13 protein-coding genes are annotated in these 26,947 nt (G+C 47.3%); 11 read left to right on the forward strand and 2 right to left on the reverse strand.

Annotated features, from left to right (window positions below):
• The first annotated feature begins 43 nt into the window (after positions 1-43).
• The 11 genes from NST58_RS08740 (at position 44) to NST58_RS08790 (ending at position 20,864) form a co-directional block, all read left to right on the forward strand.
• On the forward strand, positions 44-1,765 hold the full coding sequence (locus NST58_RS08740; protein WP_339247347.1) for a histidine kinase: 1,722 nt from the start codon (positions 44-46) through the stop codon (positions 1,763-1,765).
• Complete coding sequence (locus tag NST58_RS08745) at positions 1,765-3,348, forward strand: response regulator (RefSeq protein ID WP_076126255.1); 1,584 nt, start codon at positions 1,765-1,767, stop codon at positions 3,346-3,348. Before NST58_RS08740 ends, NST58_RS08745 begins: the two co-directional genes overlap by 1 nt.
• Positions 3,349-3,517: 169 nt before the next feature.
• Positions 3,518-4,447, forward strand: coding sequence for a sugar ABC transporter permease (locus NST58_RS08750; RefSeq protein WP_051490863.1), 930 nt, complete (start codon positions 3,518-3,520; stop codon positions 4,445-4,447).
• A 15-nt stretch (positions 4,448-4,462) separates the two neighbouring features.
• Positions 4,463-5,299: a carbohydrate ABC transporter permease gene (locus NST58_RS08755; RefSeq protein ID WP_036675652.1), complete on the forward strand. Its 837-nt coding sequence runs from the start codon at positions 4,463-4,465 to the stop codon at positions 5,297-5,299.
• 141 nt (positions 5,300-5,440) lie between these two features.
• Positions 5,441-6,838 (forward strand): extracellular solute-binding protein, encoded by a 1,398-nt coding sequence (locus NST58_RS08760; RefSeq protein ID WP_076100552.1) that lies wholly within the window; start codon positions 5,441-5,443, stop codon positions 6,836-6,838.
• A 115-nt stretch (positions 6,839-6,953) separates the two neighbouring features.
• The gene (locus NST58_RS08765) at positions 6,954-8,228 is read left to right on the forward strand and encodes an alpha-L-fucosidase (RefSeq protein WP_339247350.1); all 1,275 of its coding nucleotides are present in this window, start codon (positions 6,954-6,956) and stop codon (positions 8,226-8,228) included.
• Positions 8,229-8,253: 25 nt separating this feature from the next.
• A complete protein-coding gene (locus NST58_RS08770; RefSeq protein WP_339247352.1) occupies positions 8,254-10,086 on the forward strand; it encodes a beta-galactosidase family protein in 1,833 nt (610 codons plus the stop codon).
• A 41-nt stretch (positions 10,087-10,127) separates the two neighbouring features.
• Complete coding sequence (locus NST58_RS08775; protein WP_339247355.1) at positions 10,128-18,095, forward strand: polysaccharide lyase family 8 super-sandwich domain-containing protein; 7,968 nt, start codon at positions 10,128-10,130, stop codon at positions 18,093-18,095.
• A 162-nt stretch (positions 18,096-18,257) separates the two neighbouring features.
• Entirely contained in the window at positions 18,258-18,965 is a 708-nt protein-coding gene (locus NST58_RS08780) for a DUF421 domain-containing protein (RefSeq protein WP_076184726.1), read from the forward strand.
• 108 nt (positions 18,966-19,073) lie between these two features.
• Positions 19,074-20,570, forward strand: a complete 1,497-nt coding sequence (locus NST58_RS08785) for an alpha-N-arabinofuranosidase (RefSeq protein WP_076104908.1) — start codon at positions 19,074-19,076, stop codon at positions 20,568-20,570.
• 12 nt (positions 20,571-20,582) lie between these two features.
• A complete protein-coding gene (locus tag NST58_RS08790; protein WP_076100542.1) occupies positions 20,583-20,864 on the forward strand; it encodes a DUF6171 family protein in 282 nt (93 codons plus the stop codon).
• Between the two features lie 49 nt (positions 20,865-20,913).
• Here the strand turns inward: NST58_RS08790 and NST58_RS08795 are convergent, their stop codons facing one another.
• Both NST58_RS08795 and NST58_RS08800 read right to left on the reverse strand, forming a co-directional pair.
• A complete protein-coding gene (locus NST58_RS08795; RefSeq protein ID WP_339247358.1) occupies positions 20,914-21,828 on the reverse strand; it encodes an ArsR family transcriptional regulator in 915 nt (304 codons plus the stop codon).
• Positions 21,829-22,020: 192 nt separating this feature from the next.
• Complete coding sequence (locus NST58_RS08800) at positions 22,021-26,892, reverse strand: LamG-like jellyroll fold domain-containing protein (RefSeq protein WP_339247361.1); 4,872 nt, start codon at positions 26,890-26,892, stop codon at positions 22,021-22,023.
• Positions 26,893-26,947 lie beyond the last annotated feature (55 nt).

Here is a 26,947-nt window from a genome sequence, read left to right on the forward strand (position 1 = left end):
GATAGAATAAAAGAAAAGAGCATGAGAGAGGCGCGGAGAAAACATGTTCAAATTCACTTACTATAGACGTATCCAGGTTTCATTTCTTTTGCTGATTTTTATCCCGCTGATTGCAGTATCGATCATCTCCTTCGTGCTCATCCGGGATACGATGGTAGAGAAGCTGCAGCTCAGCAACGATAACTTCCTGAACGTTATGATTGACGAACTAAACAAAACTATTGATGATGTGACGTTCGCTTCCCATTTTATTGTAAACGACACCAATTTCCGCGCTAATCTGAAGTCATTTGCGGATACTGAGCGGCTAAATAGCTATCAGGATTACGTACATTTTACGCAAATTCAAGATGTGTTTTCGCTCATCAACTCTAAGCCGTTGAATAATAATATTCGCATGTATTTGGTCAACCGGAAACACTTTGTGATCTCCTCTGGGACGGAGAATTTATCTGTAATCAATGCTAACCTGGACAAGCTGATGAGCCGTGTCAATATCCACGAACCGGAGACCTTGCAATGGCTTGGGATGGCTGACAGCGGTTCCGGTAAAAGCAGCAGCTATTATATTGCCAGAGTAATCTATGACAGCCGGGAGAAACGGCAGGTGTCCGTGCTGCTTATCTCAATTCCTGAATCCTATTTCAATAAATTGCTCGGACCCGTCGAATTTGGCAAGGTTGCGTTATTTGATTCTGGAGGAGGCTTGATCGCTGGGAACTCAGAATTGGCTCCAGAAGGCAAGGAAGCGAGAGGAAGCGTTCGTACAGCCAGAGCTATCAACAAATCCAATTGGCAGCTGATCTATGAAGCTTCGGAGAAAGAATGGTCGGGCCAGATCTCGCGGACGTTTTATAGTGGCATTGGCTTGGTACTCCTCTTATTTATTGTCTTTTCGGCTACCTCCATGCTGATTGCCAAAAGATTGCATAGTCCGATCATGAAGCTGCAGCGCGTTGTGCGCCAGTTCGGGATGGGGAATCTTGATGTCAGGCTGGAGGTCAAGGGCAAGGATGAAATCGCTGAGCTAGGGCAGACGTTGAATACTATGCTGGACCAGCTGCAAGGACTGATTCACGACATCGAGCTGGAGCAGGAACAGAAGCGGGTGATGGAGCTGGAGGCGCTGTTTATGCAGATTCGCCCCCACTTTTTGATCAATACGTTGAATTCGATTAAATGTAGCCTTATTTTGGCCAAAGATAAGCTGCATAGCGGGATCATCGATTCATTAATGAGTCTGCTCCGGGCCTATTTGAAGGTCAATGAACCGGCTACCTTGCGGGAAGAATGCAAACTGCTTGGCCATTATATCGATATTATGAAGATCCGTAACGAAATCCCTCTTGAACTGGAGGTCGATCTGGAAAAGGATACAGAGAAGCTCATCGTCCCTAAGCTAATTTTGCAGCCCCTTGTAGAAAATGCAATCGTCCACGGATTGGTTGACCACCCGGCACCGCGTATTGTCGTTCGCTCGCGAACGGTCCCTGATGGGATCATGATTGAAGTTGAAGATAATGGCTGCGGTGCAGGGGCTGAAGTTCTGGCGGGCCTGAACCGCAGGTTACTGTATAAGGACGATGAACAGGATGAAGCTTATCAAAGGGTCGGTTTAATTAACGTGGTTCAAAGGCTGAGGCTGACCTATGGTCAGGATACCCGCTTGTCGCTGCATAATCTGCCGCAGGGTGGGGTTTCCGTTTCTCTGTATTTGCCGCAAGGCAATCATCAGGTTAATCTGTCAGAGAGAGAGGGATATTGATGTATAAAGTGATGCTCATAGACGATGATGTTCCTATGCTCAAAGTGCTTCAGCAGATGATTGACTGGGAGGCACATAGCTTGCAGATTGTCGGCAGCACCTATTCCAGTGCCAAGGCGTTATTAATGTTTGAGGAAGTGCAGCCTGACATTGTGATCACGGATATTGGTTTGCCGCAAAAGAACGGGATTGAGCTAGCCGATTGCTTTACCCGCATGAAGCCGGAGGTCAGAATTATTTTCCTGACCTGTCATGAGGATTTCCATTATGCTCAGCAAGCGGTAAAGCTGAAAGTGGATGATTATTTAATCAAGGACCAGCTTACAGAAGAGCAACTGGAGAAAAGCCTTGCCAAGTCCGTACACTTGCTTAAGTCGAAGATCGGGTTGATCAGCCATGGGGAGACAGGCTACAACAGCCAGCTCTTCCGGCAGAACCTGCTGCAAAGGGTGATTGGCGGTGCTCCGCCTGAAACCACACTGGCCTATGCGGCGCAAATCGGCATATCCTGGACGTATCCGTGGTTTATGCTGGGCACGGTCAGTATTCATTTTTCCAGTTTCGACAAGCGATACAAGCAGAGTGAGTATCCACTTATTCTATATGCTATTTACAATATAGCCTTGGAATTGTCCGAAACGTGTGAAGGGGTTACGCCTTTCTTGGAGCAAAAGAATATTGTGATTTTATATAATTACCGTGTGAATCTGGCGCAGAATGCCAGTCTTCATTTTCACGATTATTTACAGCGGCTGTGTTCTGAATGCTCCCATCTTCTTAAGATTCAACCGGGCATTATTGCCGTCACAGAGAAAATGGAGCTACAGGCGATTGGCCAGATCCATCGGCAGATTGTTCAGGACAAATGCGAGTTCTATGCAAGTGCGGATTACACGGTTCTGGATACTTTGCAAATCGCTTCTCCACGTTTCCAGCCTGCTCCCCAAGGATTTCTGGACAGCTATATCCCGCAGATGGAACGGGCCGTGATTAAAAAAGACCTTGAAGCCATCCGTGGCACTCTACAGGAAATCGCTAGGACTGCAAAAGTTATGTCTATTCATCCTGGCGATTTCGCCCGGGATTTATCCTTTATGCTCCGCGGCATCGAGTTAATGTTTACGAGCCTGATGTTCGATGAGGATCTGTTCGTCTATCTCGTGCAGACCCGCACACTTGAAGATACGATGGAACTGGTGGAGAGAAAGCTTGTACAGATTACAGGCAGCAAGCAGCAGGTGGCAGGAGCTTCTCCGCAGGAGCCCAAGCTGCAGCTTATCCAGCAGTATATCGACCAGCATCTAGGCGATAATATCACTTCAATTGATATGGCACGTTATCTGTTTCTGGATCCAAGCTATTTTTCGCGTTATTTCAAGCGCATGACTGGCCTGACCTTTACGGACTATGTGCATCAGCACAAGATGAAGGTCGCTACCAAAATGCTGAAAATCTCCAGCCAGAACCTGGAGTCGCTGGCCGTCGGCCTGGGATATTCGGACAGAACCTATTTTTCAAAAGTGTTCAAAAAATATGTAGGAACAACGCCAAGCGAATATAAATCCAAACATTCGGTACGCTGAGAAGCACAATTGTTAATGATATGAACAGACGCGCCGCCCCTCTAGGGCGGTTTTTTGTTGTCGGCGGACAAAGGTCAAAATCTTGCACATTCCGGGTCATAATCACTCCTTCTTGCGGAAGGCGGATGTATTACTATAATGACAAATCAAATTGTCGAGGTGATACAACGTGGAGGCTGCAAAACAACCTGTGCCAAAAATTCTGCAAGAGAAGCGGAAATTCTGGACTCCGCAACGGAAAGAGGCTTTAACCGGGTGGCTGTTTTTGGCACCCGAAATTGTCGGGATGCTATTTCTTAATGTATTTGCGCTTGGATTCTCACTTTATTTGAGCTTCTCGAAATGGGATCTATTGTCGGGAGTCAAAGGAATCGAGTTCATCGGATTGGATAACTATATCAAAATGTTCCATGATCCGAGTATCATTCAAGCTTTGAAGAACAATGCTTTTTATATGATTATGACCGTGCCGATACCGATTGCGATTGCGCTGGTGCTCGCGGCATTGATTCAAAACAGTGTGTTCCTCAAAAATTATTTTAAAGTGGCTTTCTTTATTCCTTATATTTCTTCGATTATTGCGATAGCTGCCGTATGGAGTGCATTGTTCCATCCGTCTCTTGGACCGATCAATCAGTTGCTGATGGAGTTTGGAATTTCCAGCCCTCCGAAATGGCTAGTTGATCCAAAGACCTCACTGTTATCCATTGCTATTATCAGTTCTTGGGCGAGTCTTGGCTACACCATAATTATCTATATGGCTGGCTTGACGAATATTTCCGATGAAATCTACGAAGCCGCCGAAATAGATGGCGCCAGCGCGTTGAAAAAATTCTTTGCCATCACAGTTCCGATGCTGCGTCCGACCACATTTTTCCTGCTTATTACCATGCTGATTGGCTCGTTTAAGGTGTTCGACATCATCGCCTTTTTGACCGAAGGTGGCCCGAATAATTCTTCTACCGTGCTTGTGTTCAGGATCTATGAGGAAGGGTTCAAATACTACAACATGGGCTACGCTTCTGCAATTTCCTGGCTGCTATTCGCTGTCATCGGCTTGATTACCGCAGCCACTTGGAAAATGAGAAATGAAGAATAAAGGGGGGAGATTAACATGCAACTGATTAGAAAAAATATGTCCAGAGTGATCACTACCTGCATCATGGGGGCTTTGTCCATTGTATTTCTTATCCCGCTGATCTGGATGATTTCCGCAGCCTTCAAATATGAAAAAGATGTAATGCGCTTCCCGATCCAATGGATTCCCGAGAAGATCAATGTAGCGTATAATTTCAAGATGGTTTGGATGGGACGGGTACCTTTCTCCCATTTCTATTTAAACTCCTTTAAAGTTGCGATTATTACAACCTGCATCACACTGATCATTTCATCTATGTCGGCGTATGCCTTGACCAAAATCAAGTTTAAAGGACGGAATATGGTCTTTCTGGCGCTGCTGTCATTCATGATTATTCCTGACCAGGCCACGCTGATTCCGCGTTTTCTGCTGATTCGTTGGTTCGGCCTCTATGATACTCATGCTGCTATCGTATTAATGAGTATGTTCTCCATCTACTTCACGTTCTTGCTGCGGCAATTTATGATTGGTATCAGCGACGAATATATTGAAGCGGCGCGAATTGATGGTGCAGGCCATTTGCGGATATTCTGGTCTATCATTGTTCCGCTCTGCAAGCCGGTGCTCGCTACCGTGGCGATCATTAAATTTATCTGGACCTGGAATGACTACCAGAATCCGCTGATCTTCTTGCTAAACAAGAATCTGTACACTATCCCACTCGGTATGACACTGTTCCGAGATGATTATTCGAACAACTATGCGATTATGATGACGGCAGCCGTTTCGGCGATCATCCCATTGGTCATCGTGTTCATTGCCCTGCAAAAGCAAGTCATTAACGGAATCTCCTTGGGGGGCGTAAAGGGCTGACTTGCGAGTATGCAAAAGAGGGTAAAAGTCAAAAATGTGATCCTACTACAGCAAAATTGTGCACTTGGCTTGTACAGCGGGTGCCTATAATAAGAAATGAACAAGGCACTATACTTAAATTTCAGTGCGGGGGGAAGTAAAATGAAAACAAAGGGCAAAAAAAGATTATCCGTTGTACTAGGCTCCATGCTGGCGGTTTCCTTAACGTTAAGCGCCTGTGGAAATTCCGGAAATTCAGAGAAGAATGGCGGTGCTGAAGCCAGTACGAATGCCGGGAACACCAAGGTGGACAAGCAAGTCGCCATCAAATATTACAACTGGGACAATGAAGCCCAATCAGCAGGCACGGATGCCATGCTGCAGGAATTTATGGATCAGAACCCAAATATCAAGGTAGAGCATGTGACACTCGTTCCCGGTGATTCTGTGGAGATGCTGAAGAAACTCGACTTCCTGATTTCATCCGGCGAAGCGATTGACGTTGTTCAGGTACCAAGCCTTGGAGGCGTACTTGAACGGGCGACCCGGGGAGCGCTTGCCCCGCTGAACGAATTCTATGAGAAGGATAACCTCGTTCCTGAGGATGAATATTATGTGAATGCTAAGGTAGACAACAACTATTATGGGATGCAATATACCAAGAGCAGCAACTATGTAATGCTGAACAAAGATGCACTGGATGAAGCGGGTCTGCCTGTACCTACTTTTGGCTGGACATGGGATGACTACCGCGACTATGCAAAAAAACTGACCAAAGGTGAAGGCGTAGACAAACGTTACGGCACATACTTCCACACCTGGGAGTTGTATATGAACGCACCGGCCCAAACGATGATGAAAGATCCATTCGTGTATGATGACGGGACGACCATTTTCGCGGATCCAACCTATAAATACTTCTTCCAGCTGCGCAAAGATATGGAGTCTGCTGATAAATCTGCGAAAACTTATGCAGACGCTTTAGCGGCTAAGCTCAATTACCGCACGGAATTCTTTAATGAAGAAGCCGCTATGATTCTGGCTGGTAACTGGACGATTGCTGATCCGGGCAATACAGAGCAGTATCCGCATGATTTCAAGACAGCTTTTGCTCCGGTACCGGTGCCTCCGGCAGGATCGGAACCGAAAGAATACGAGGGCAAATACTTCACCAGCGGCAATATGCTGGCGATGGGCGCTACTTCGAAGAACAAAGAGGCGTCTTTCCAACTGATGAGATTTATGTCAACGGCTGTTAGTGATAACAGACTGGAATTCTCCGGTTATAAAAAAGCGGATAATGAAGCCTTGCTGACCAAACTGGTAGCTGGCAAAGAGGATATGTATGATATGGATTCACTCAAATATACACTCTTTGACAGTGCAATCCAGTTCCTTGATGGTGCGCAGGTGATGACGACGGCAACGTCCGAATTGACCAAAATAATCGATGACGGCTTCAGCAGATTTATGCTTGGAAATGAATCGATTGATAAGGTGCAGCAATGGATGGTTGATGAAGCAACAAAAATTATCAACGAAAAAGGTGTCATCAAATAAACAGGGAATAAGCAAGTATCACAAGTTGTGGACGAGGCTTTGGAAGGTCATCAACTGGCTTTCCAAAGCCTTATTTATATATTGGGTCTACACAAACATATGGGAGAGTGTAGAAATGATGGAAAGCAGATTTTCACAGAACAAGCCGGAAGAGAAATTGGCGCTGCCTTCTAGGGAACAGCTGGAGTGGCAGGACCTGGAGCTGGGGATGTTTTGCCATTTTGGCATCAATACGTTTTGCGATCAGGAGTGGGGAGAAGGCAATGATTCACCTGCGGTCTTCAATCCGCTTCATTTGGATGCCCACCAATGGGTTAGTACAGCCAAAGAAGCTGGATTCCGTTATTTTATACTGACAGCTAAACATCATGATGGCTTCTGCTTGTGGCCGACTGCGACAAGTACTTATTCTGTGGCTTCTAGCCCATGGAAAGAAGGGCGCGGCGATGTCGTCAAGGAATGCGCGGAGGCTTGCCGTGAACTTGGAGTTGGCTTCGGCATTTATTTGTCTCCGTGGGACAGACATGAGCCCTGTTATGCAGATCCGCAAGCGTACGATGATTTCTATGCCCTGCAATTGCAGGAATTGCTTACGGGCTATGGTCCGCTTACGGAAATTTGGTTCGACGGCGCAGGGTCGGAGGGCCGCAATTACGATTGGCAGCGGATTATGGATCTGATCAAGCGCCATCAGCCAGGCGCCATGGTGTTTAATATGGGGGCACCAACGATCCGCTGGGTTGGCAATGAGGATGGCGTTGCTCCTTATCCATGCTGGAACACTGCGAATTCTGCGCGGGGTAGCATGTTCAGTGAAGCTTCATTGAACTGGCTTCCCGGAACGCCGAGCTGGGTGCCTGCGGAATGCGATGTGCCCATCCGTAAAGACCGCTGGTTCTGGCATCCTGAGGAGGAGCATCTGCTGCTGTCTCCGGAGCAGCTAATGGATATTTATTATCGTTCGGTTGGACATGGGGCAACTTTGCTGCTCAATGTAGCCCCTGACAACCGCGGGCTGTTTCCGGAGGCTGATGTGCAGCGGCTGCTGGAATTCGGCAAGGAGATAAGACGCAGATTTGACAAGGCTCTGGCGGTAACAGCAGGTACTGGAGATATTGTTGAACTGGAATTGCCAGCAGCTACTGTGATTGATCATGCCGAGATTATGGAGGATATCGCTTACGGCGAAAGAGTAGAAGGATATATGCTGGAAGCGTACAGCAACGGAGCGTGGCTGGAGTTGAAGCGTGGCAGTTCGATTGGCCATAAGAAAATCGACGCCTTCCCTCCGGTTGTCGCAGAGAAAATCCGCTTACGGGTGTCAGAAGCTGCCGCAAGCCCCAAGATCAGACGGCTTGCCGTCTACCACTGCGGGGAATCGTTAGAATAAATATTAATAAAGGAGGTTGTCGATAATGAGCCTGCTCACCTGGAACGACGGACACTATTTGCTGGACGGACAGCCTTATCGTATCGTATCGGGAGCCATTCATTATTTTCGGGTTGTGCCTGAATATTGGAAAGACCGGCTGCTGAAATTGAAAGCCTGCGGATTCAATACCGTGGAGACCTACATCGCCTGGAATATACATGAACCTAAAGAAGGGGAGTTCGTATTTGATGGCATGGCCGATGTGGTATCTTTTATCGAGCTGGCTGGGGAGCTTGGGCTTCATGTTATTGTCAGACCGAGTCCATTCATCTGTGCGGAGTGGGAGTTCGGAGGCCTACCGGGCTGGTTGCTAGCTTACGGGGAACTCCAGCTTCGCTGCTGTGACCCTCTTTATTTAAGCAAGGTAGACCGTTATTACGATGAGCTAATTCCTCTGCTGGTTCCGCTGCTCTCCACACATGGCGGACCAATTCTGGCCGTTCAGGTAGAAAATGAATATGGCAGCTATGGTAATGACAGTGGCTACCTGGGCTATATGCGTGATGGACTGGTCAGCAGAGGGATCGATGTGCTGCTCTTTACTTCCGACGGGCCAACCGATGAGATGTTGCTCGGCGGAACACTGGAGGATGTGCATGCGACAGTCAATTTCGGCTCCAGTACAGAGGAATCCTTCCGCAAATATCGGGAATACCGCTCTGAAGAGCCGCTTATGGTGATGGAATACTGGAACGGCTGGTTTGATCACTGGATGGAGGATCATCATGTACGCGATGCCGGGGATGTAGCAGGTGTTCTGGATGAGATTCTGACCCAGGGCTCCTCATTTAATATGTACATGTTCCATGGTGGAACCAATTTTGGTTTCTATAATGGTGCGAATCATATCGTCACCTACGAGCCAACGACTACAAGCTATGACTATGATGCCCCGCTCACGGAATGGGGAGATACGACGGCGAAATTTGAAGCTGTCCGGTCGGTACTCAGCAACCATGGATTTGCCCCGACTTGTCCACTCCCTGAGCCGATTCCGAAGATTTCTTACGGGAAAGTCGCTTTGACGGAAAGAGCGGAACTATTCACGGCTTCCAATCTGGAGAAGTTATCAGAGACGGTGAACAGCGTGTGTGTACAGCCGATGGAGAAGCTCGGACAATCCTATGGTTTTATATTGTACAGCACTTTTGTGCAGGGACCGCGGTCCAGACAGAAGCTTTACATCGAGGGCGTGCGCGATCGGGCGCAGGTCTTCCTGGATGGACAGGTGCTTGGGGTGATTGAGCGCTGGAATCCGCTGCCACTGGAACTTTCCATCCCCGCTGGGGGAGCGCAGCTGGATATCCTCGTCGAGAACATGGGACGAATCAATTACGGGCCGCTCATTCGCGATCCGAAAGGGATTCTGGACGGGGTTCGGATTGATAACCAGCTGCAATATAACTGGACGATTCGTACTTTGCCGTTGGAACAGGAACAGCTGGCTTCACTAGCGTACAAGAAGCATCCGGTGGAGAAGCAGCAAGCTGCGCCCCTTTCGGGTCTGCCCGGATTCTACCGGGGGAGCTTCGAGGCGGAGGAGATTGGCGATACCTTTCTACGATTCGATGGATGGAATAAAGGGGTCGCCTGGATTAACGGATTTAATCTGGGCCGTTACTGGAACGTTGGACCGCAGCGGGCGCTATATATCCCTGGTCCACTCTTGCGCAAGGGGTGCAATGAGCTGGTTCTTTTGGAGCTGCACGGCCGTGCGGAGACTTGCGAGATTGAGCTTGTGGACCTACCTGATCTGGGAAGAACTTCGGCCGTCGATGACGCCGTGTTGAATTTTGTGCAGGATGATAACTTGTAGATGCCTTTAGCTTTAACCAATTCTAAGATTGGGGTGAACAAATGCGTAAACCAAGTCTATTTTTAGTATTAGTTCTCATTGTTGATCTTTTTTCTTCCTGTGGGGGAGTTCTTTATCCCTCGTATAGCAGGGCATCTGCGGCTGCATCAAATCTTATGCTTAACGGAAGCTTTGAGAATACAACGACAGCCCTTGACTCAACCTGGACAGGGGTTACAGACGCTGCTCCGGTGGGCTGGAGCTTATGGGTCCCTACAGGTAGCGGGAAAGGCACGAATAAAACAGCGAATATCAAGATAGACGCTGGCACTGCGCATGAAGGAACCCGGTCCATGCTGTTCGATGCCTTTGCCACAAGCAGGATTTCCATCAATCAGGGGGTAACTTCGGTTATCCCCGGTAAATCCTACAGACTTAAAGTCTGGCTAAAGACGGACAACGTCACTGGACAGGGAGCCTACTTTAGAACACAGTATTACAATACTGCCAAAGTGGGAGATGGACCTTCCTCTCCCAAAATAACAGGCACACAGGACTGGAGTATGCAGCAAGTACTTCTAACTATGCCGGCTAACGCGACGAAGCTAGTCATCGAGCCTTTTTTGGAGACCGGAAAAGGAAAGCTATGGATAGATGATATCGCATTGGAGGAATATGCGGGTCTTACAGGAATTGCGCTAGACCGTACGGCCTTTTCTATGGTCAAAGGGGACACGGTTGCACTTCTGCCGACTTTATCCCCTATAACGGCGGTGGATAAAACGGTAGTGTGGACTTCGAGCAATCCAGAAGCTGCGACTGTGGACGCACTTGGTAATGTAATGGGTACGGGGATCGGCTCTTCGACCATCAAGATCGCCACACCGGATGGTAGCCTTGCAGCCGAATGTCTGGTTACTGTCGAAGCTCCCGACACGATACAGGCCTACAATAAACTGAGGCTGAAATGGTACGACCGATTAAGTGGTGGTCAATACGATGGGAGTGATCCTGATATAGCTGCTAGTATTAGCGCTCAGGCTGCATCGGCTGCTGTACTTTGGGAGAGTATGGATAAATCCTCCGGCCGCACCTCCTTGTGGAGTGATACCGCGAGCACTACAGATTCGCAGTTTATTACAAGCGCTTACAATCGCTTGAAGACTATGGCATTGGCCTATTCTGTGGAGGGATCGGAGCTTTACGGCAACAGCGTTTTGGCGAATGATATTGTAAGCGCAATCAATTGGATGTATACAAACCGCTATAATCCGAGCAAAAGCGCTTATGGGAACTGGTGGGACTGGGAGATTGGCACGCCGCAGATTGTGAATGATCTTATGGTGCTCATGTATGACTATCTAACACCGCAGCAAATCAATCAGTATCTTGCGGCTATTGATGCCTTCTGTCCAGACCCCAAAGTAGGGTCGGTTCTTGGCGTTAAGGGCACGAAGATGACGGGAGCAAATCTACTAGATAAAGCGCTTGTGGTCACGGTAAGAGGCGTGATTGGCAACAACAGTGCAAAGATCATTCAGGGCCGTGATTCCATTGGCTCCGAGTATGTGTACACGACTCATGGTGACGGTGTGTATAAGGATGGTTCCCTCGTTCAGCATAATAATATTGCCTATACGGGAGGATATGGTTCGGTCTGGCTCAAAGGGACGGCGGACATGTCTTATCTGCTGACCGATTCTCCATGGCCAATAACGGACCCGAATGTTCTGAACATTTACGAATGGGTGGCTCAGACTTACGAGCCGGTGATCTACAACGGTCATTTTATGGATTCGGTAAATGGCAGAGGTATATCTAGAAAAGGAAGCGGCAGCGCAAGAGGGTTAATTGTCACCTTGCTGCGGATGGCTGAAACTGCTCCGGAGAATATTGCAGTATCTATTAAGCAAGCGGCGAAAGAATGGATTTCAGCGAATATGACATCCGGCAATTATTATGAAGGGTTGTCGCTTGCCGATATAACGATTGTGAAAAAGCTGATGAATGACGGGAAGATCAATCCAAGAAGAGCTCTCATTAAGAATCAGGTATTCGCCGGCATGGACCGGGTGGTTCATCTACGCGAAGGTTACGGCTTCAGCTTGAGTCTGTTCTCGAATCGCATCTCGGCGTTTGAGAAAGGGAACAACGAGAACCTGAAAGGATGGTATACGGGGATTGGGATGACCTATTTATACAATCAGGATCTGACCCAATACCGCAATGACTTCTGGCCTACCGTCAATTCCTACCGCTTGTCTGGCACGACAACGGATGGATCGGGGCAGGGAATGGTGCCTGTGGAATGGAAAAGTTACATGAATCCGAAAACCTGGGTGGGTGGATCGTCGCTGGAAGGCCTATACGGTGCAGCAGGTATGGATTTCTCACTCTCCCAAGTGACCGGTAGCGATTTGCAAGGCAAGAAATCCTGGTTTATGTTCGATGATGAGATTGTGGCGCTTGGTTCGGGAATTTCCAAATCAACTGCCGGCCCGCAGTCTGTTGAGACGATTATCGATAACCGGATGCTTAACGAAGTGGGAAACAACAAACTTCTAATCAACGGAGCTGTAGAACCGTCACAGTCCGGATGGTCAGCGACGTTAAAGAACGTTCAATGGGCCCATCTGGAGGGTAATGTGTCAGGTGCCGACGTGGGCTACTATTTCCCTGAAGCTCCAAGTATACTGGCGCAACGTGAAGCCAGAACCGGCAGTTGGAAAGAGATTAATGCCACTCAATCCGATGTTCCCATTACGCGCAACTATTTAAGCCTGGCAGTTGAGCATGGAGATACGCCTACGAATGGCTCATACTCCTATGTTCTGTTGCCTAATCGTGACATTTCAGGTACTGAGGATTACAGTGGCAACCCGGATATCGAAGTGCTGCGCAATACAGAGGATGTGCATGCGGTCAGAGAGAAGAAGCTGGGCATAACCGCCGCTAATTTCTGGAATCCAGGAACGGTAGATTCCATCAAGGCACTCAATCCAGCTTCCGTGATGATTCGGCAGATCGATCAGGAGCTTGTCGTTTCGGTGTCTGATCCTACTCAGTCGCAAAACCTATTGTCCCTGGAACTGGATATACCGGGGTTGACACTGCTCAGCAAAGATAGCAAGACGGATGTAGTGCAAGCTTCGGGAAATACAGTTATAACGGTGGATGTGAAGAATTCTATAGGGGCAACGCATGTATTGAAATTTAATATTACTGAAGGAGAGACTCCAAAAGACGAATATGACGAGCTTCGTGGAAGATGGGTGGAGTATTTGACCGGAGGGCAATCCTTCGACCCGAATAACCCGGACATTGCCAAGTCTATAAAGACTTTATCCGATAAGATCAGTAATCAGGAGCGAACTGGATTCTGGGATACGATGAACAAGCAAATGAACCGTACTTATTTATGGAGCGATAAGCCGGGCAGCACAGCGGATGCTTTTGATACGGCAGCCTCTTATAACCGGTTGAAGGATATGGCTATTGCCTTTTCGACATCCGGCTCACCATTGTACGAGAATATGCAGTTGAAATCAGATATTCTGGATGGTTTAGATTTCTTATACGCGAATTGGTATAACGAAACTAAACTGGAGAAAGGCAATTGGTTCGAATGGGAGATCGGCATTCCGCTTGCATTGGGAGATACGATGACCTTAATGTTCGAGTATTTGTCAGCCGATCAGATTACCAAATATACCAAAGCCATTGATAAATTCTGCCCGGACCCAACCAAACGGACCAATCAACCCTCGTTGATGGAAACCGGCGCGAATCGGCTGGATAAAGCACTGGCAGTGGTCTTGAGGGGCATTTATAATCGTGACAGCGCGAAGATCAAACAAGGGCGGGATGCAGTTAGCCAAGTATTACCCTATGTGACCCGCGGAGACGGATTTTATGAGGACGGCTCCTTTATCCAGCATAATAATATTGCTTATACCGGCAGTTATGGGGCTGTATTGCTTGGCGATATGATGAAAATGATGACTTTGCTGACAGGGTCCTCTTGGCCGCTGACTGATACCAATATGAAGAATGTATACAACTGGGTAACGGATTCTTATGAACCTCTCGTCTACAGAAAATTAATGATGGATATGGTGTTCGGTAGATCGATAGCCCGGGGAAACCGGCAGCTCGTGCCTTGGTCGCATATTTTGCGGCTGGCTTCTTCCGCGCCACCGGAGCAAGCGGCCCGATTTAAATCGATGGTGAAGTATTGGTTCGAAGCCGATACGGTAGTAGAAAGTTATTACGACGGTCTAAGAGTAGCCGATATTGTTCTGCTCCAGACGCTTATGGACGATCCAGAGGTGCAGCCATCAGGAGACCTTACTGTGCATAAGCAGTTTTCGGCTATGGACCGGATTGTCCACCATCGGCCTGGATATGCCTTTGGGATCAGCATGTCTTCGGCCCGAATTGCCAACTATGAAGCGGGCACAGAGAATCTGAAGGGCTGGTATACAGGCGAAGGCATGACCTATCTGTATAATCAGGATCTGGATCAATATGCAGATGCATTCTGGCCGACCGTGAACGCTTATCGTCTGCCTGGGGTTACATCGGATGGGGCAAGTCGCGGTGCAGCCAAGACTACATCTAAAACATGGGTGGGAGGATCATCCATAGACGGCCTTTATGGAGCGGCCGGCATGGATCTGGATCCGGATAACAGCACATTGTCCGGTAAAAAGTCCTGGTTCATGTTCGATGATGAAATCGTAGCACTTGGGGCAGGCATTACAAGCACGGATAACCGCAAGGTGGAGACCATCGTAGATAACCGTAAGCTCAAGGCGAGCGGAGACAATGTACTTACGGTCAACGGAGAGGCCAAGCCATCCGCGCTGGGTTGGTCTGAGTCAATGAATCAGGTGCATTGGGCACATCTGGAAGGCAATGTTCCCGGCTCGGGAATCGGTTATTATTTCCCTGATGCCCCAACGATAGACGGTCTGCGTGAGTCTCGGACTGGCGCATGGAAGGATATTAATCAAGGGGGATCAACGGAGCCGATTACGAGAAATTATGCCAGCCTGTCGATTGCTCAAGGAACGAATCCGGTGAATCAATCGTATTCGTATGTGCTTCTGCCGAATCAGGATGAAACGGCGACAGCGCGCTACAGCAGTAGTCCTGACATCGAAATTATAGCCAACACGGATAGTGTGCAAGCCGTCAAGGAACAGAAGCTGGGACTTACGGCTATGAACTTCTGGGTACCGGGAATGATCGAATCCGTGCGCGCCAATCATCCAGCCTCCATTATTATCAAGGAGTCTGGAGATGAACTGACGATAGCCATTTCGGATCCGACACAGTCTCAATCTGTGGTGAATGTGGATGTCGGCAGAACCGCGCTGGAAGAGCTGATGAAAGATCCAACCGTAACGGTACTGCAGACCTCGCCGAGGGTTGAACTCGCAATTCATACCAGCGGGTCCAAAGGAAAAAGCCATGTTGTCAAGTTCAGAATTGATCCGAATGCCGAGCCTTCTGAGCCTTCCGATTCGGAACCAGACGAAGCGGCAATAACGAAGCTGTATGTTTCTGAAGATGCGTATGTCAATGGAGGATCGAAAGCTGCAGTCAATTATAGTTCGGTCAATTACTTGCAGATCAGAAATGGCAGCGGGGACACAGACAGAAGGGTTTATCTAAAATTCGATCTGAGTCCATTTCTCGGTGAAGTTGGTTCTGTGAAGCTGAATGTGTTCGGAAAGACAAATGACGGGGCAGGCACTTTGTCCGATATCGGTGTATTTGGAGTCCAAGATGATGATTGGACGGAGGCAACGCTAAATTACAATAATGCTCCAAAAATCGGTACTCAAGCTGCGCTGCAGACTTTTTCCGGACCGGAGCAGTGGCGGCAGTTCGATATTACCTCATGGGTTGGCACGGAGTTCCCTTCCGATCCGGTGATAAGTCTGGCTCTTAGGCAGGTAGGCTATAATCTCGCCACAGACATAAGAAGCCGTAAGAATGAGAATGGCAAATATGCCGCGTATCTGGAAATTTTGCCGAAAGATACAACACCTCCAGTCACGAAGGCTACCATACTTGGAGAAACAGGAGAAGGGGGCGCATATAAGGGCAAAGTCAATATCACTTTTGATGTCACCGACCAATCCAATGGGGGAGCTGTCGGCTGGGGAGTCAAGCGGACAGAATACCGGCTCAATGGTGGTTCATGGAGTACGGTTACTCAGAGCGTATATATCGAGAACCCCGGAACCTTCGGGATCGATTATCGTTCGGTGGATAAGGCTGGAAATGTAGAGCCTTTCCGACAGCTTCAGGTGACAGTCATGGAGCCTACAGAAAGAGTCTCAACGGCAATTAGCGGCCCGGAAAGCCTGGCTGTCGGGGAGACCGGAACGGCGGTTACTTCGGTAGTGTACAGCGATGGCAGCCGTTATATAGTAACCGAAGGTATAGTCTATGAGAGCAGCGATCCTAACGTCGCAAGTATAGGCAAAGATGGCCATATTGAAGCTAAAGGACCGGGTGTTTCGGTTATTTCATCCGTATATGACAACATGACCGCTTCCTATTTATTAAAGGTGTATGGACAACTGCCGGAGCTCGTCTCTATTTCGTTAAGCGGTCCGACATCCTTGGAAATAGGGCAGAGCGGTAAGGTGGTCACAACGGCGGTATATAGTGATGATAGCCACCTTACGGTAACCGAGGGTGTGATCTACGAGAGCAGTAACAGGAAGGTAGCCACAGTAACGGCAACGGGGCAGCTGCAAGCACTTGATCCGGGCATGACTGTGATTACTGCAAGTTACGGAGGACGGCAGAGCAGTCTGAGGCTTCAGATTCTACAAGCGGAAGAGACTACTTCAACTGTTCCGAGTCCGCAACCACAAGTGCCTTCCGTACCGGAGGTAACGGCGGGGCGGCTGCAACTAAACGCAGCTTCGTTGAACGATCTTTCGGAAGCCATTGTCTACGAGGGTAAATTGAGAATGCTAGTATTGCCGGGGATGGCAGCAGACATGCTCAAACAGAAGCCGCTTCGGGTAGAGGCTTCTAACTTTAATCTGACCCTTCCGGCAGCGGTGCTTCAACAATTGCGGGGTTTGATTCCTGCGGAGCAATTGGCCGGCAGCCAGATCTTTCTGGAGGCTTCTGAGGTGAATGGGGAAGCGGCGCAGAGAATACTAGCTAGCGCAGAGAAGAAATCTGGTGCAGTGCTAAACCAGGCAGGAGAGTTCCTTCTCTTTAACCTGTATATTGTTGCTGGTGACGGTACAAGAAGCATACTTTCCAAATTTGTTGAGCCCGTTACATTAGAGCTTAACGCCTACCCTGAGGCCAAAAGGAATTTGCTTGGCGGCTATTATTTTCCGGATTCCGGAAATATAGAGTATGCGGGAGGTTCCTGGCTGAAGGGCAAGGTGGCTCTGCGCACCGAACACTTAGGCACATATGCCGTGCTGGAATACAACAAATCGTATGACGATGTTCCTTCTGGACATTGGGCGGCGGCGGTTGTACAAGAGCTAACGGCCAAACATCTGATTCAAGGAGTCGGACTTCGGAATTTCGAGCCGAACCGCTCTGTGACTCGTGCAGAATTTACAGCTATGCTGATCCGCTTGCTGGGACTTGAAGGGAAATCATCTACAGCATTTGCGGATGTATCTGCGGATGAGTGGTATGCGGAGGAAGTGGCGCAGGCTGTAGAGGCGGGGATAGTCCATGGGGTGAGTGAGACTCGCTTCGCTCCAGAAGCCTCTATTTCCCGCCAAGAGATGGCGGTCATGGTGATGCGAGCCTACGAATATGTCAGCGGGAAAAAGGTGGAACCGAAGCCTGTAATCCAATTCGGTGACTTGCGTGCGGCTGCCTCATGGGCCCGTGAATCGATCATTGCTGCCCAAGCCCTTGGACTTATCCAGGGTCGAAGTGACCAGCAATTCGCTCCGGGAGGCTCAGCAACTCGAGCTGAGAGCGCAATGGTTCTATACAATCTTTTAGCAATTAAGACTGAAAAGTAAGAATTTGAAGCCAGGGCTTTGGGTAGGTTCAGTAGAACCATTCCAGAGCCCTTTTGGCGTTTAGAGAAATCGGCAGATTTGGATGGGCAGAGCTTTCGTTGAGGTTTCATTTCTACTCGGTTTGTGAATAATGGAGGATTGAATAGGAAGGGAGCATTAGAGATGCAGGTGTATATGGACATTGTGCTTAGGGCCTTTGTTGCTATGATCATGCTTTTGCTGATCGCCAAAATATTGGGAAAACAAACGTTATCTAACTTGACCTTCCACGATTTCGTGACGGGTATTATATTGGGCTCAATAGCCGCGAACTTGGCGTTTAATAAACAGCTGCATTCTTCCTACATGATCCTGGCGCTTATAGTCGTTACCGTTACATCTTTTTTACTATCTATCATCGCTTTAAAAAGTCGTAAAATGAGAAGCTGGATTTCAGGTTCACCCACTGTACTTATTGAGGATGGGAAAATTCTTGAGCAAAATATGAAAAAGGTAAGGTATTCGTTGGATTCTTTGGATCAGGCCTTGAGAGAAAAGGAAATTTTTAATCTAGAGGTAGTAGAATACGCTGTGCTGGAAGATAACGGAATGGTGTCTGTATTAAAGAAACAAGAGTACCAATATGTTACCCGAAAAGATCTAAAGCTGTTGTCCGTTCCTCAGAGCTTTCCCGTTGAATTGATTATGGATGGAATAGTGCTTGCAGATAATCTTAAGGATAATGGCCTGACCCAAGAGTGGCTGGAGAACGAGTTAAGGCGTAAGGGAAAACAAATTTCTGATGTGTTTTACGGGGTAAGAGGAACGCAGCAGCAGCTGATTTTTGACTATTATGAAGACGGGATAAAGAAACCTATTGATAAAGAATAGCTTTTGTTCATATTGGAGATTGACGGATACCTAAGCAGCGTCTTATAATGTTTATATAATTATTAATTAGTTAATAAAAATATAAACGTTGAGAGGCGGTATTTAACCATGGCAGAACGTGCGATCCTTAATACTGACATTCGCAAAGGGACGATTAACAGAAATATTTACGGACATTTTTCTGAGCATCTTGGCCGTTGCATTTATGAAGGGATTTGGGTTGGAGAAGATTCAACTATTCCTAACACCAACGGTATTCGTAATGATGTCGTGAAAGCGCTTAAGGAAATTAAAATTCCTGTACTACGCTGGCCAGGTGGCTGTTTCGCGGATGAATATCACTGGAAAGATGGTATCGGAGCCCGTGAAGGTCGTAAACGTATGATTAACACTCACTGGGGCGGAACGGTTGAGAACAACCATTTTGGTACGCATGAATTCATGGAATTATGTGAGATGCTGGAATGTGAGCCTTACATTAACGGTAATGTGGGCAGTGGTACCGTTCAAGAGATGTCCGAATGGGTGGAGTATTTAACCTTTGGAGGCGTATCTCCAATGTCCGAGCTTCGCCAGCAGAATGGTCATCAAGAGCCTTGGGCTGTGACTTATTTTGGCGTGGGGAATGAGAACTGGGGCTGCGGCGGGAATATGCGTCCAGAATATTATGCAGATCTTTATCGCCAATATCAGACGTATGTACGAAATTACGGGGACAATCGTATTCACCGGATTGCTTGTGGTCCTAACGTGGATGATTATCACTGGATGGAGGTTCTGATGCGTGAGGCAACACGCTTTATGGACTCGATTACCCTGCATTATTATACAATTCCTGGTCCAGCATGGGAGAATAAAGGTGCAGCTACAGGCTTTGAAACGAGTGAATGGTTTAGTACATTAGAGAAAGCCCTTCGCATGGATGAGCTGATCACCAGACATGGCGTTATTATGGATAAATATGATCCGGATAAAAGAGTAGGTCTTATCGTAGATGAGTGGGGAACTTGGTATGATGTAGAGCCGGGGACGAATCCAGGATTCCTGTATCAACAAAATTCAATTCGGGATGCTCTTGTAGCAGGCGTGACCTTGAATATTTTCCATAAACATAGTGACCGGGTACGGATGGCAAATATTGCGCAGACGATTAACGTACTTCAGGCAGTTATATTGACCGAAGGGGAAAAGATGGTGCTGACCCCAACGTATCATGTATTCAATATGTTTAAAGTCCATCAGGATGCGGAGTTGCTGGATTTAGCACTGGAAAGTGGCACTTACAGCTTTGAAGGCCGTGAGATTCCTGAAGTATCTGCTTCGGCTTCCGTAACTGCTTCTGGAATCATCCATGTCAGTCTTTGCAACTTGAACCATGCTGCTTCTGCTGCTGTTCCACTTGAGCTTCGTGGTCTTTCCGGGAAGAAGGTTGAAGTGACAGGCACAACACTTGCCGGTGATAAAATTGATGCTCACAATACCTTCAGCCAACCGGAGGCGGTAGTGCCGCAAGCCTTCACTGCCTTCACTCTGGAGGGTGATCTTCTTAATGTTGAACTGCCTCCAATGTCAGTAACTGTGCTGGAGATTACGCCGAAGGCTTAAGGTGGTGTTACCATGTCAACAACATCAACATGCAAGGGATGCAGAGAGGATTATAAAGTTACGCCAACGCAGATTAATCGTATCTTGTCTTCTTCCATGTTTAAGCCAGAGTTTTGTGTTCCAGATGAAGTTTACGCTGAACGGGTTGCCCTTTGTGGGACTTGCCCTAAGCTGCACGAAGGGGTAACTTGCGTCGCTTGCGGCTGCATCATCCCCGTAGTAGCCAAGCTTAAGGAACGTAGTTGTCCATTGCCGGGGGGTGGCTTGTGGGGTCCCTTTATCGAAAAGAATTAAGCTAAAATAAGAGCCGCATTCGACTCTCCAATGGGAGGTGAATGCGGCTTTATTCTTGGTTATCCGTATAGAACAACTCAACGATTAGATCTTCATTATAATTTCCAAAACCTTTGCCAAAAAGAGTAATCCCGCCAATATGCTCGGCATCTTCATCTACGGAAAGCTTGAAAGACCACTGTTTGTCACGGATATTCACTTGATCAAGGGTAACTTCTGAGAGCTTTAAACCATCCATAAATGTACCTTTCGCTGTAATACGCAGCTGCTTGAGCAAGCCGTATTGGTTCGTGAGTGCTGGCCACCAGGCCGGTGTATATTTACCACGGCTATCCCCGTAGTCCCCGGGACTTGTCCAGAATCCAAGCTTCACTCCGTTCAGAGTGAATGTGATATCCGAAGGCCAATTATTATTAATGGAAGGTGCTTCGGAAGCAATTTCCATGGTTATAATCAGTTCCTCAGGATGCTGGCTGGAGAGTAGGAAATTAGGGGTTTTATATTCGATAAATCCTTTGCCGAACCAAAGAATCCCCGCATTCATACGCTCAAGATCCCAGAAATAGCGGGGATCATCAAAACTGCCGATCACTTTCTCAGTAGTTGCAAGACCACAGGTTGGCTCGATCAGGAAGTCGGAGTAATGTCCAACCGGAATTTCCTTGCGATAACTTTTGCGCTCATTGATCTGTCTGCCTGGGAAGGTGATTTCTGCTCCTTCAGCAGCTAGAGTACAGATCTTTTGCAGACCACTTCGACCAGGTGCCATATGCGTCTGGATCAGTCCGGCAGCTTCCAGCTTACGCACATGCATAGTCATAATGGCGCTGCTCAAATTTACTGCTGCGGCCAATTCCTTAACATTCATAGGATTTTCGGCAAGCAAACGCAACAAGTGCAGGCGTACTGAGCTGGCTAAAGCTTCATAGACGGGAAGGGATTCTTCCGACAGGTCAAGTTTCATAAGTGGCCTCCAATTAAAATTTATGGGCTAATCGCCGATGATTAAGAAATTTATTAATAACAATATAATAATCGACGTTTATTTCGGACGTATAGTTAATGATTATATTAGTTAAATACTTTTTTTACAATATGGGACTTTAAAAAAAGAACGGAGCCTGTGGCTCCGCTCTCTTTCCAAATCAAATCTTGCTTAATCTACGTTCGAGCTATACTCTGCCTGTACTTCATCTGACTTGAGCGCTCTGCTGTAAATCTTCAGTTCATCAATCATGCCCTTAAATGGTGCATCCCAATAGTTGACGCCTAGAGCGAAAACGCCGTTTTTGTTCTTAAAGACATTCGGGAAGCCCTCACCAGAGAACTGCTCTACTCCGTTAAGGTAAACTTTTACGGTACCATTGCTGACCGTAAACGCAACATGTGTCCATGCGTTTACTGGAATCTTCATGGCAGAAATAGCATCATACCAAGCTTCTCCGGACCATAATAACGTTTTACCGCCGCCGTTCTGAGGAACGAAGCTAATCCAGCTATTTTTAGTGGCAGCGCCGAAGAAAGTAGTTGTTGCATCTGTAAGTTGTTCAGGGTTTAGCCACATAGATACGGTATAGGTATTGCTGTCAATTAATCCATCAGGCAAACGGATACCGGAGGTACCGTTGAATATTGCAGCTTGACCGAGGACACCGTTACCGTATGTGATATTGCCTACAGTTGGGCTATCTACTTTTGCTCCTGTAACTTCGCCTTTTCCGTTCAATTGGAAGGAGTCGTCCAGGTCGCCATCAAAAGCATAATGAGCTACTTTTCCATCAGTTACATTTACTGTGTAGCTGGCTGAAACTTCGCTTCCATCAGTCGCTGTTGCAGTAATTACAGCTTGGCCACCGACAGTTAGTGCTGTTACTATTCCGCTCGCTGCGTCAACAGCCACTACGCTGGAATCGCTAGAGCTCCAAGTTAGCGCCTTATTTCCGGCATTGGTTGGAAGCACACTAACTTGAGGGGTGAAAGTATTTCCTACAGCTACTGATTTAACAGCTTCACTGAATGAGATATTACTTACTTTAATGTTCGTATCAGGCTCACCGTTTACAAGCCAGCCCACAGCTTCCGCAGACAATGCTCTATCATACACGCGGAATTTATCAACCAAACCTTTGTATGGTGCATCCCAGTAGTTCACACCAAGAGCAAATACACCTTTTTCTGTATCGAAAATATCTGTGAATCCTTTTCCGGAGGATTTCAATATACCATTTACGTACATATTGACTGTTCCAGCATTGTAAGTGAAGGCAACATGCGTCCACTGGTTAACTGGAATTTGTAAGCCTGTATCAGCATCTAGCCAAGTATCGCTACCGAACCAGAGTCTGGTGGTTGCTCCACCGTTTCCATATGGCAGGAGACTGAACCAGTTCGTTTCGGTTTTAGCACCGAAGAATACAGGAGTAAAAGCTTTTAATTCGGATGGGTTCAGCCACATCCCTACCGAATATGCGCTACTTTGAATTAATCCGTCAGGTAGACGAACACCGGATTTACCATCAAACTTGGCTGCCTGACCGTCTTTACCAGCCTCAAAAGTGATGTCTCCATCCTCAGTGTTGTTGATCAGATTTCCGGTGACTATGCCGTCAGCTGTGCGATCCCCATTTTCTGCAAGGTCGCCATCAAAGTCAAAGGCAGCTACTAAGCCGTCTTCCAATTGCGTGCTCTTTTTTTCCATAACAACGGCGGTGAAGGTCTTAGTTACTGCGACTTCGCCTAGCTTAATTGTAGCAGTCAGTTCAACTGTAGCGTTTCCAAGTCCAAGTTCAGGACGAGTAACCTTACCATTGTTAGCAATTACGGCCTCATTGGAAGAGGACCATGAAATTTCTGCTCCGCGCAAGCCTTCCGTAGGGAGGGTGATGTCATCGTATATTTTTCTTGTGTCACCAATACTCAAGCCTGCAGCAATATTGTTCAAAATCTGCTCAACGCTCATCGATTGCATCTGGCTGCCCCAGATAGTGATTCCTTGATCTGACATTGCGGTGAACGTCATAACATGCTGTTGTCGTGAGGAATCCCATTGCTTCACAAATACACCTTTGTAGAGATGTTGTACGGTGTTTCCATTTTCCGTTTCGTTAATGAGCAAATGAGCGAAGTACTCATCCTTCAATTCCCAAGTTCCGGTTAACGATCCAGCGATCGTTCCGTCACTTTTTAGCTCGATATCTACTGTAGGTTTGATAACGCCTGAAACATCCTTGCCGTGGTTAACGAACTGATAAGAGCCGACAACATTATCCCGTGCTACAGCCCCAATAGTTTCACCCGTGTAACGATGTACGGCAGTTACTGGCCAGCCATCTTCGTTAGTGAACATTTGATGCACACGAAGTTCATGTGTTTCACCACGGAGTGGGAAACGAGTGTGGAAGAAGTTAAATATTTTACCCGTTTCATCATCATATTGTACCGAGTTATGTCCTGAGGACACATAACCATACGTTTGGAAATTCGGGTCTGCATTTTGATTTGTAAACATGAAGTTTCCTAACAGCTTATTACCATATGGTGTGTTGTCACCATCGGTAGTTAGAACAGCATTCTGTCCTGCTGCATCCGTATAAGGGCCGTCCGGATTTGTTGAACGGAACTGCCGCATGCTGTAACCGCCTTTGGAGTCCAGTCCACCGTAAGTTACATACAAGAAGTAGTAACCAGTATCCTTATCATAAACGATGTACGGACCTTCACCCGATTTGGTCATTCCGCCAGAAATATGGGTTCCGAAATAGCGGTCGATAAGACGTCCATCAGCGGTCTTTCCATCTTTGCCTGGATATTTAGGTTCTCCGGTAGCTGGATCAATCTCCAGAATGAATATACCACCTGACCATGAACCATAAGTCATCCAAAGCTTGTTGTCTTTGTCGTAGAAAATAGTTGGGTCAATTGCATTTGTATAGGTTTTGTTTTGATACAAACCACCTGCATTAAACCAATCTGGATTGACACCTTCCAACGTTCCATTGTCGATAAGGTCCTTGATATTTGTATTGTCCCATTTCTTATTTACTTTACTGTCACTGTCATAAGCCTCTTCCTTGGTGAAACCGGAATAAATTACGGTATTTCCATAAGTATAAGGCCCTTCGATATTTTGCGAAGTGGCGTAGCCAATCGCCGAACGGATATAAGTAGAAGAAGCGCTGTAATACATCATATAAGCGCCAGTTGTTCCATCAGCGTTCTTATAATCGTTATTCCAGAATACGTCCGGTGCCCAGATGGAGAATCCGCCTTTACTGTCCGAATCGTTCTCGCCAGCCCACTTAAAGGATTCTGCCAGATTCTTGGACAGATCACCAAAAATCACGTTGCCCGGTGTTGTATAACCATTAGTGAACTGTGTCCAGTTCATCAGATCATCTGATTTGGCCGCATCGATATGAGAGCCAAATACATAATAAGTTCCATTATCCACTACCACCGATGGATCATGTACCGAGACATTGGTGAGTGCTGGTGCAGTTGCTCCCGGACTAGGTGTAGCCGTTGGTGCCGGAGTAGCCGTCGGATTTGGTGTAGCCGTCGGATTTGGTGTAGCCGTCGGATCTGGTGTAGCCGTCGGATCTGGTGTAGCCGTCGGATCTGGTGTAGCCGTCGGATTTGGTGTAGCCGTTGGATCTGGTGTAGCCGTTGGGGCCGGAGTAGCTGTAACTTCCGGAGCCGAAGTAGCAACAGAACCGCCATTAGATCCACCGGTACCAGTGGTTGCCGTAGCCGTTGGAGTTGGTGTTTCAAAATGGATTAACTGACTGTACTTGCTATCAAAGATAACCTTACCCGTGCCTTGGATGGTTAGGATATCGTTGAAACCAAGGATTAGATTCTTGATTTCTGTACCTGCCTCTACACGCAGCTTGGCTTTTTGCTTCAGTGTAACTTCAGCAATACTGCCTGCTGTCAGATGGAGTGTAGGCTCTCCCAACGCTTGAAGCTCAACGGAATCAAAGCTTCCTTTCAGCTTGAGGATGGAATCCTTAGGCAGCGTATTCTCAACAATAACCCGGCTGAAACCTGCCCCCGTTAATGCATCTTCCTCTAGTATTGCACTGGAATGTACGCGTACGTTTGGTACGGCACTTGTGCCTCTAGTAACGACTCGCAGCTTGCCGTTATGCTTATCTACTACCATTTCAGCAGCATTGGAGTCGCTTAGTACGACACTGTTTTCACCGCCACCAGAAACGAATACTTTTCCCTTAACAGTGACATTATTCAGTGTGACATCGCCCTCAGCAATACCTTCGGTAAGGTAGAGATTCCCTGAGATTGTGGAGTTTTTCAACTCTACGCCTGGGCTGCTGATAACCATATTCCGAGTGTTAATCCCCGAATAGCTTCCGCTCTTAGGCGTGATTTCTCCGCTAAGCTTCTCAATCATGCGCAGTGCTTCCGCTCTTGTTACAGCCTGAGTTCCTTTAAAGCTGCCGTCAGTGTAGCCTTGCAGATAACCTTCACCAAGTAAAGACAATACTGCTTCTTGGCTCCATTCTGGCAAATCAGCAGCATCCTTTGGTGCAGAAGTGCCAACAGATGAGTTGAGTTGGAACAGTCTAAATAACATTACTGCAGCTTCTTGCCGACTTACTTGCTGTGCGGGTCGGAAGGTGCCATCGCTGTATCCTGTTACATATCCTGCAGCGGTTGCTTTTTGGATATCTCCGTAATAAGCACCTGTCGTGGAAACATCCGTGAAGCCTATATCGGCTTTTTCCTGCAAATTAAAGACCCGATTAACCAGAGTAACCCACTCTGCACGGTTGATTTCTTGATTTGGCTTATATATTCCGTTTCCGTAACCCAGAATCAAGCCCTTATCTACCCAGGTTTGAAAATCTTTTTGTGCCCAGTGGCCGGAATAATCGGCAGTTTGTTGCTGAGTGGATAATGCGACTGCTTTGGAATCGCTTGCAGAAGCAGCAGAAATTAATGGAGCAGGCACTAATAGAGTGAGGGCAAGCAGGGAAGCGGTTAGTTTACCAGTAGTTTTTCTCAAATGTATGATCCTCCGATTCTAGTGATGTAGAGCTTGTACACGCGTATTTTTCCAA

Origin of the sequence: Paenibacillus sp. FSL R10-2796 (assembly GCF_037965315.1) — a bacterium.
In the GTDB taxonomy this organism is placed as follows: domain Bacteria; phylum Bacillota; class Bacilli; order Paenibacillales; family Paenibacillaceae; genus Paenibacillus_AQ; species Paenibacillus_AQ odorifer.

Bases quoted from the DNA above. Each gene is read 5' to 3' on its own strand.
- NST58_RS08740 (WP_339247347.1), top strand. From the start codon at position 44: ATGTTCAAATTCACTTACTATAGACGTATCCAGGTTTCATTTCTTTTG.
- NST58_RS08745 (WP_076126255.1), top strand. From the start codon at position 1,765: ATGTATAAAGTGATGCTCATAGACGATGATGTTCCTATGCTCAAAGTG.
- NST58_RS08755 (WP_036675652.1), top strand. From the start codon at position 4,463: ATGCAACTGATTAGAAAAAATATGTCCAGAGTGATCACTACCTGCATC.
- NST58_RS08760 (WP_076100552.1), top strand. From the start codon at position 5,441: ATGAAAACAAAGGGCAAAAAAAGATTATCCGTTGTACTAGGCTCCATG.
- NST58_RS08765 (WP_339247350.1), top strand. From the start codon at position 6,954: ATGATGGAAAGCAGATTTTCACAGAACAAGCCGGAAGAGAAATTGGCG.
- NST58_RS08770 (WP_339247352.1), top strand. From the start codon at position 8,254: ATGAGCCTGCTCACCTGGAACGACGGACACTATTTGCTGGACGGACAG.
- NST58_RS08775 (WP_339247355.1), top strand. From the start codon at position 10,128: ATGCGTAAACCAAGTCTATTTTTAGTATTAGTTCTCATTGTTGATCTT.
- NST58_RS08780 (WP_076184726.1), top strand. From the start codon at position 18,258: ATGCAGGTGTATATGGACATTGTGCTTAGGGCCTTTGTTGCTATGATC.
- NST58_RS08785 (WP_076104908.1), top strand. From the start codon at position 19,074: ATGGCAGAACGTGCGATCCTTAATACTGACATTCGCAAAGGGACGATT.
- NST58_RS08790 (WP_076100542.1), top strand. From the start codon at position 20,583: ATGTCAACAACATCAACATGCAAGGGATGCAGAGAGGATTATAAAGTT.
- NST58_RS08795 (WP_339247358.1), bottom strand. From the start codon at position 21,828: ATGAAACTTGACCTGTCGGAAGAATCCCTTCCCGTCTATGAAGCTTTA.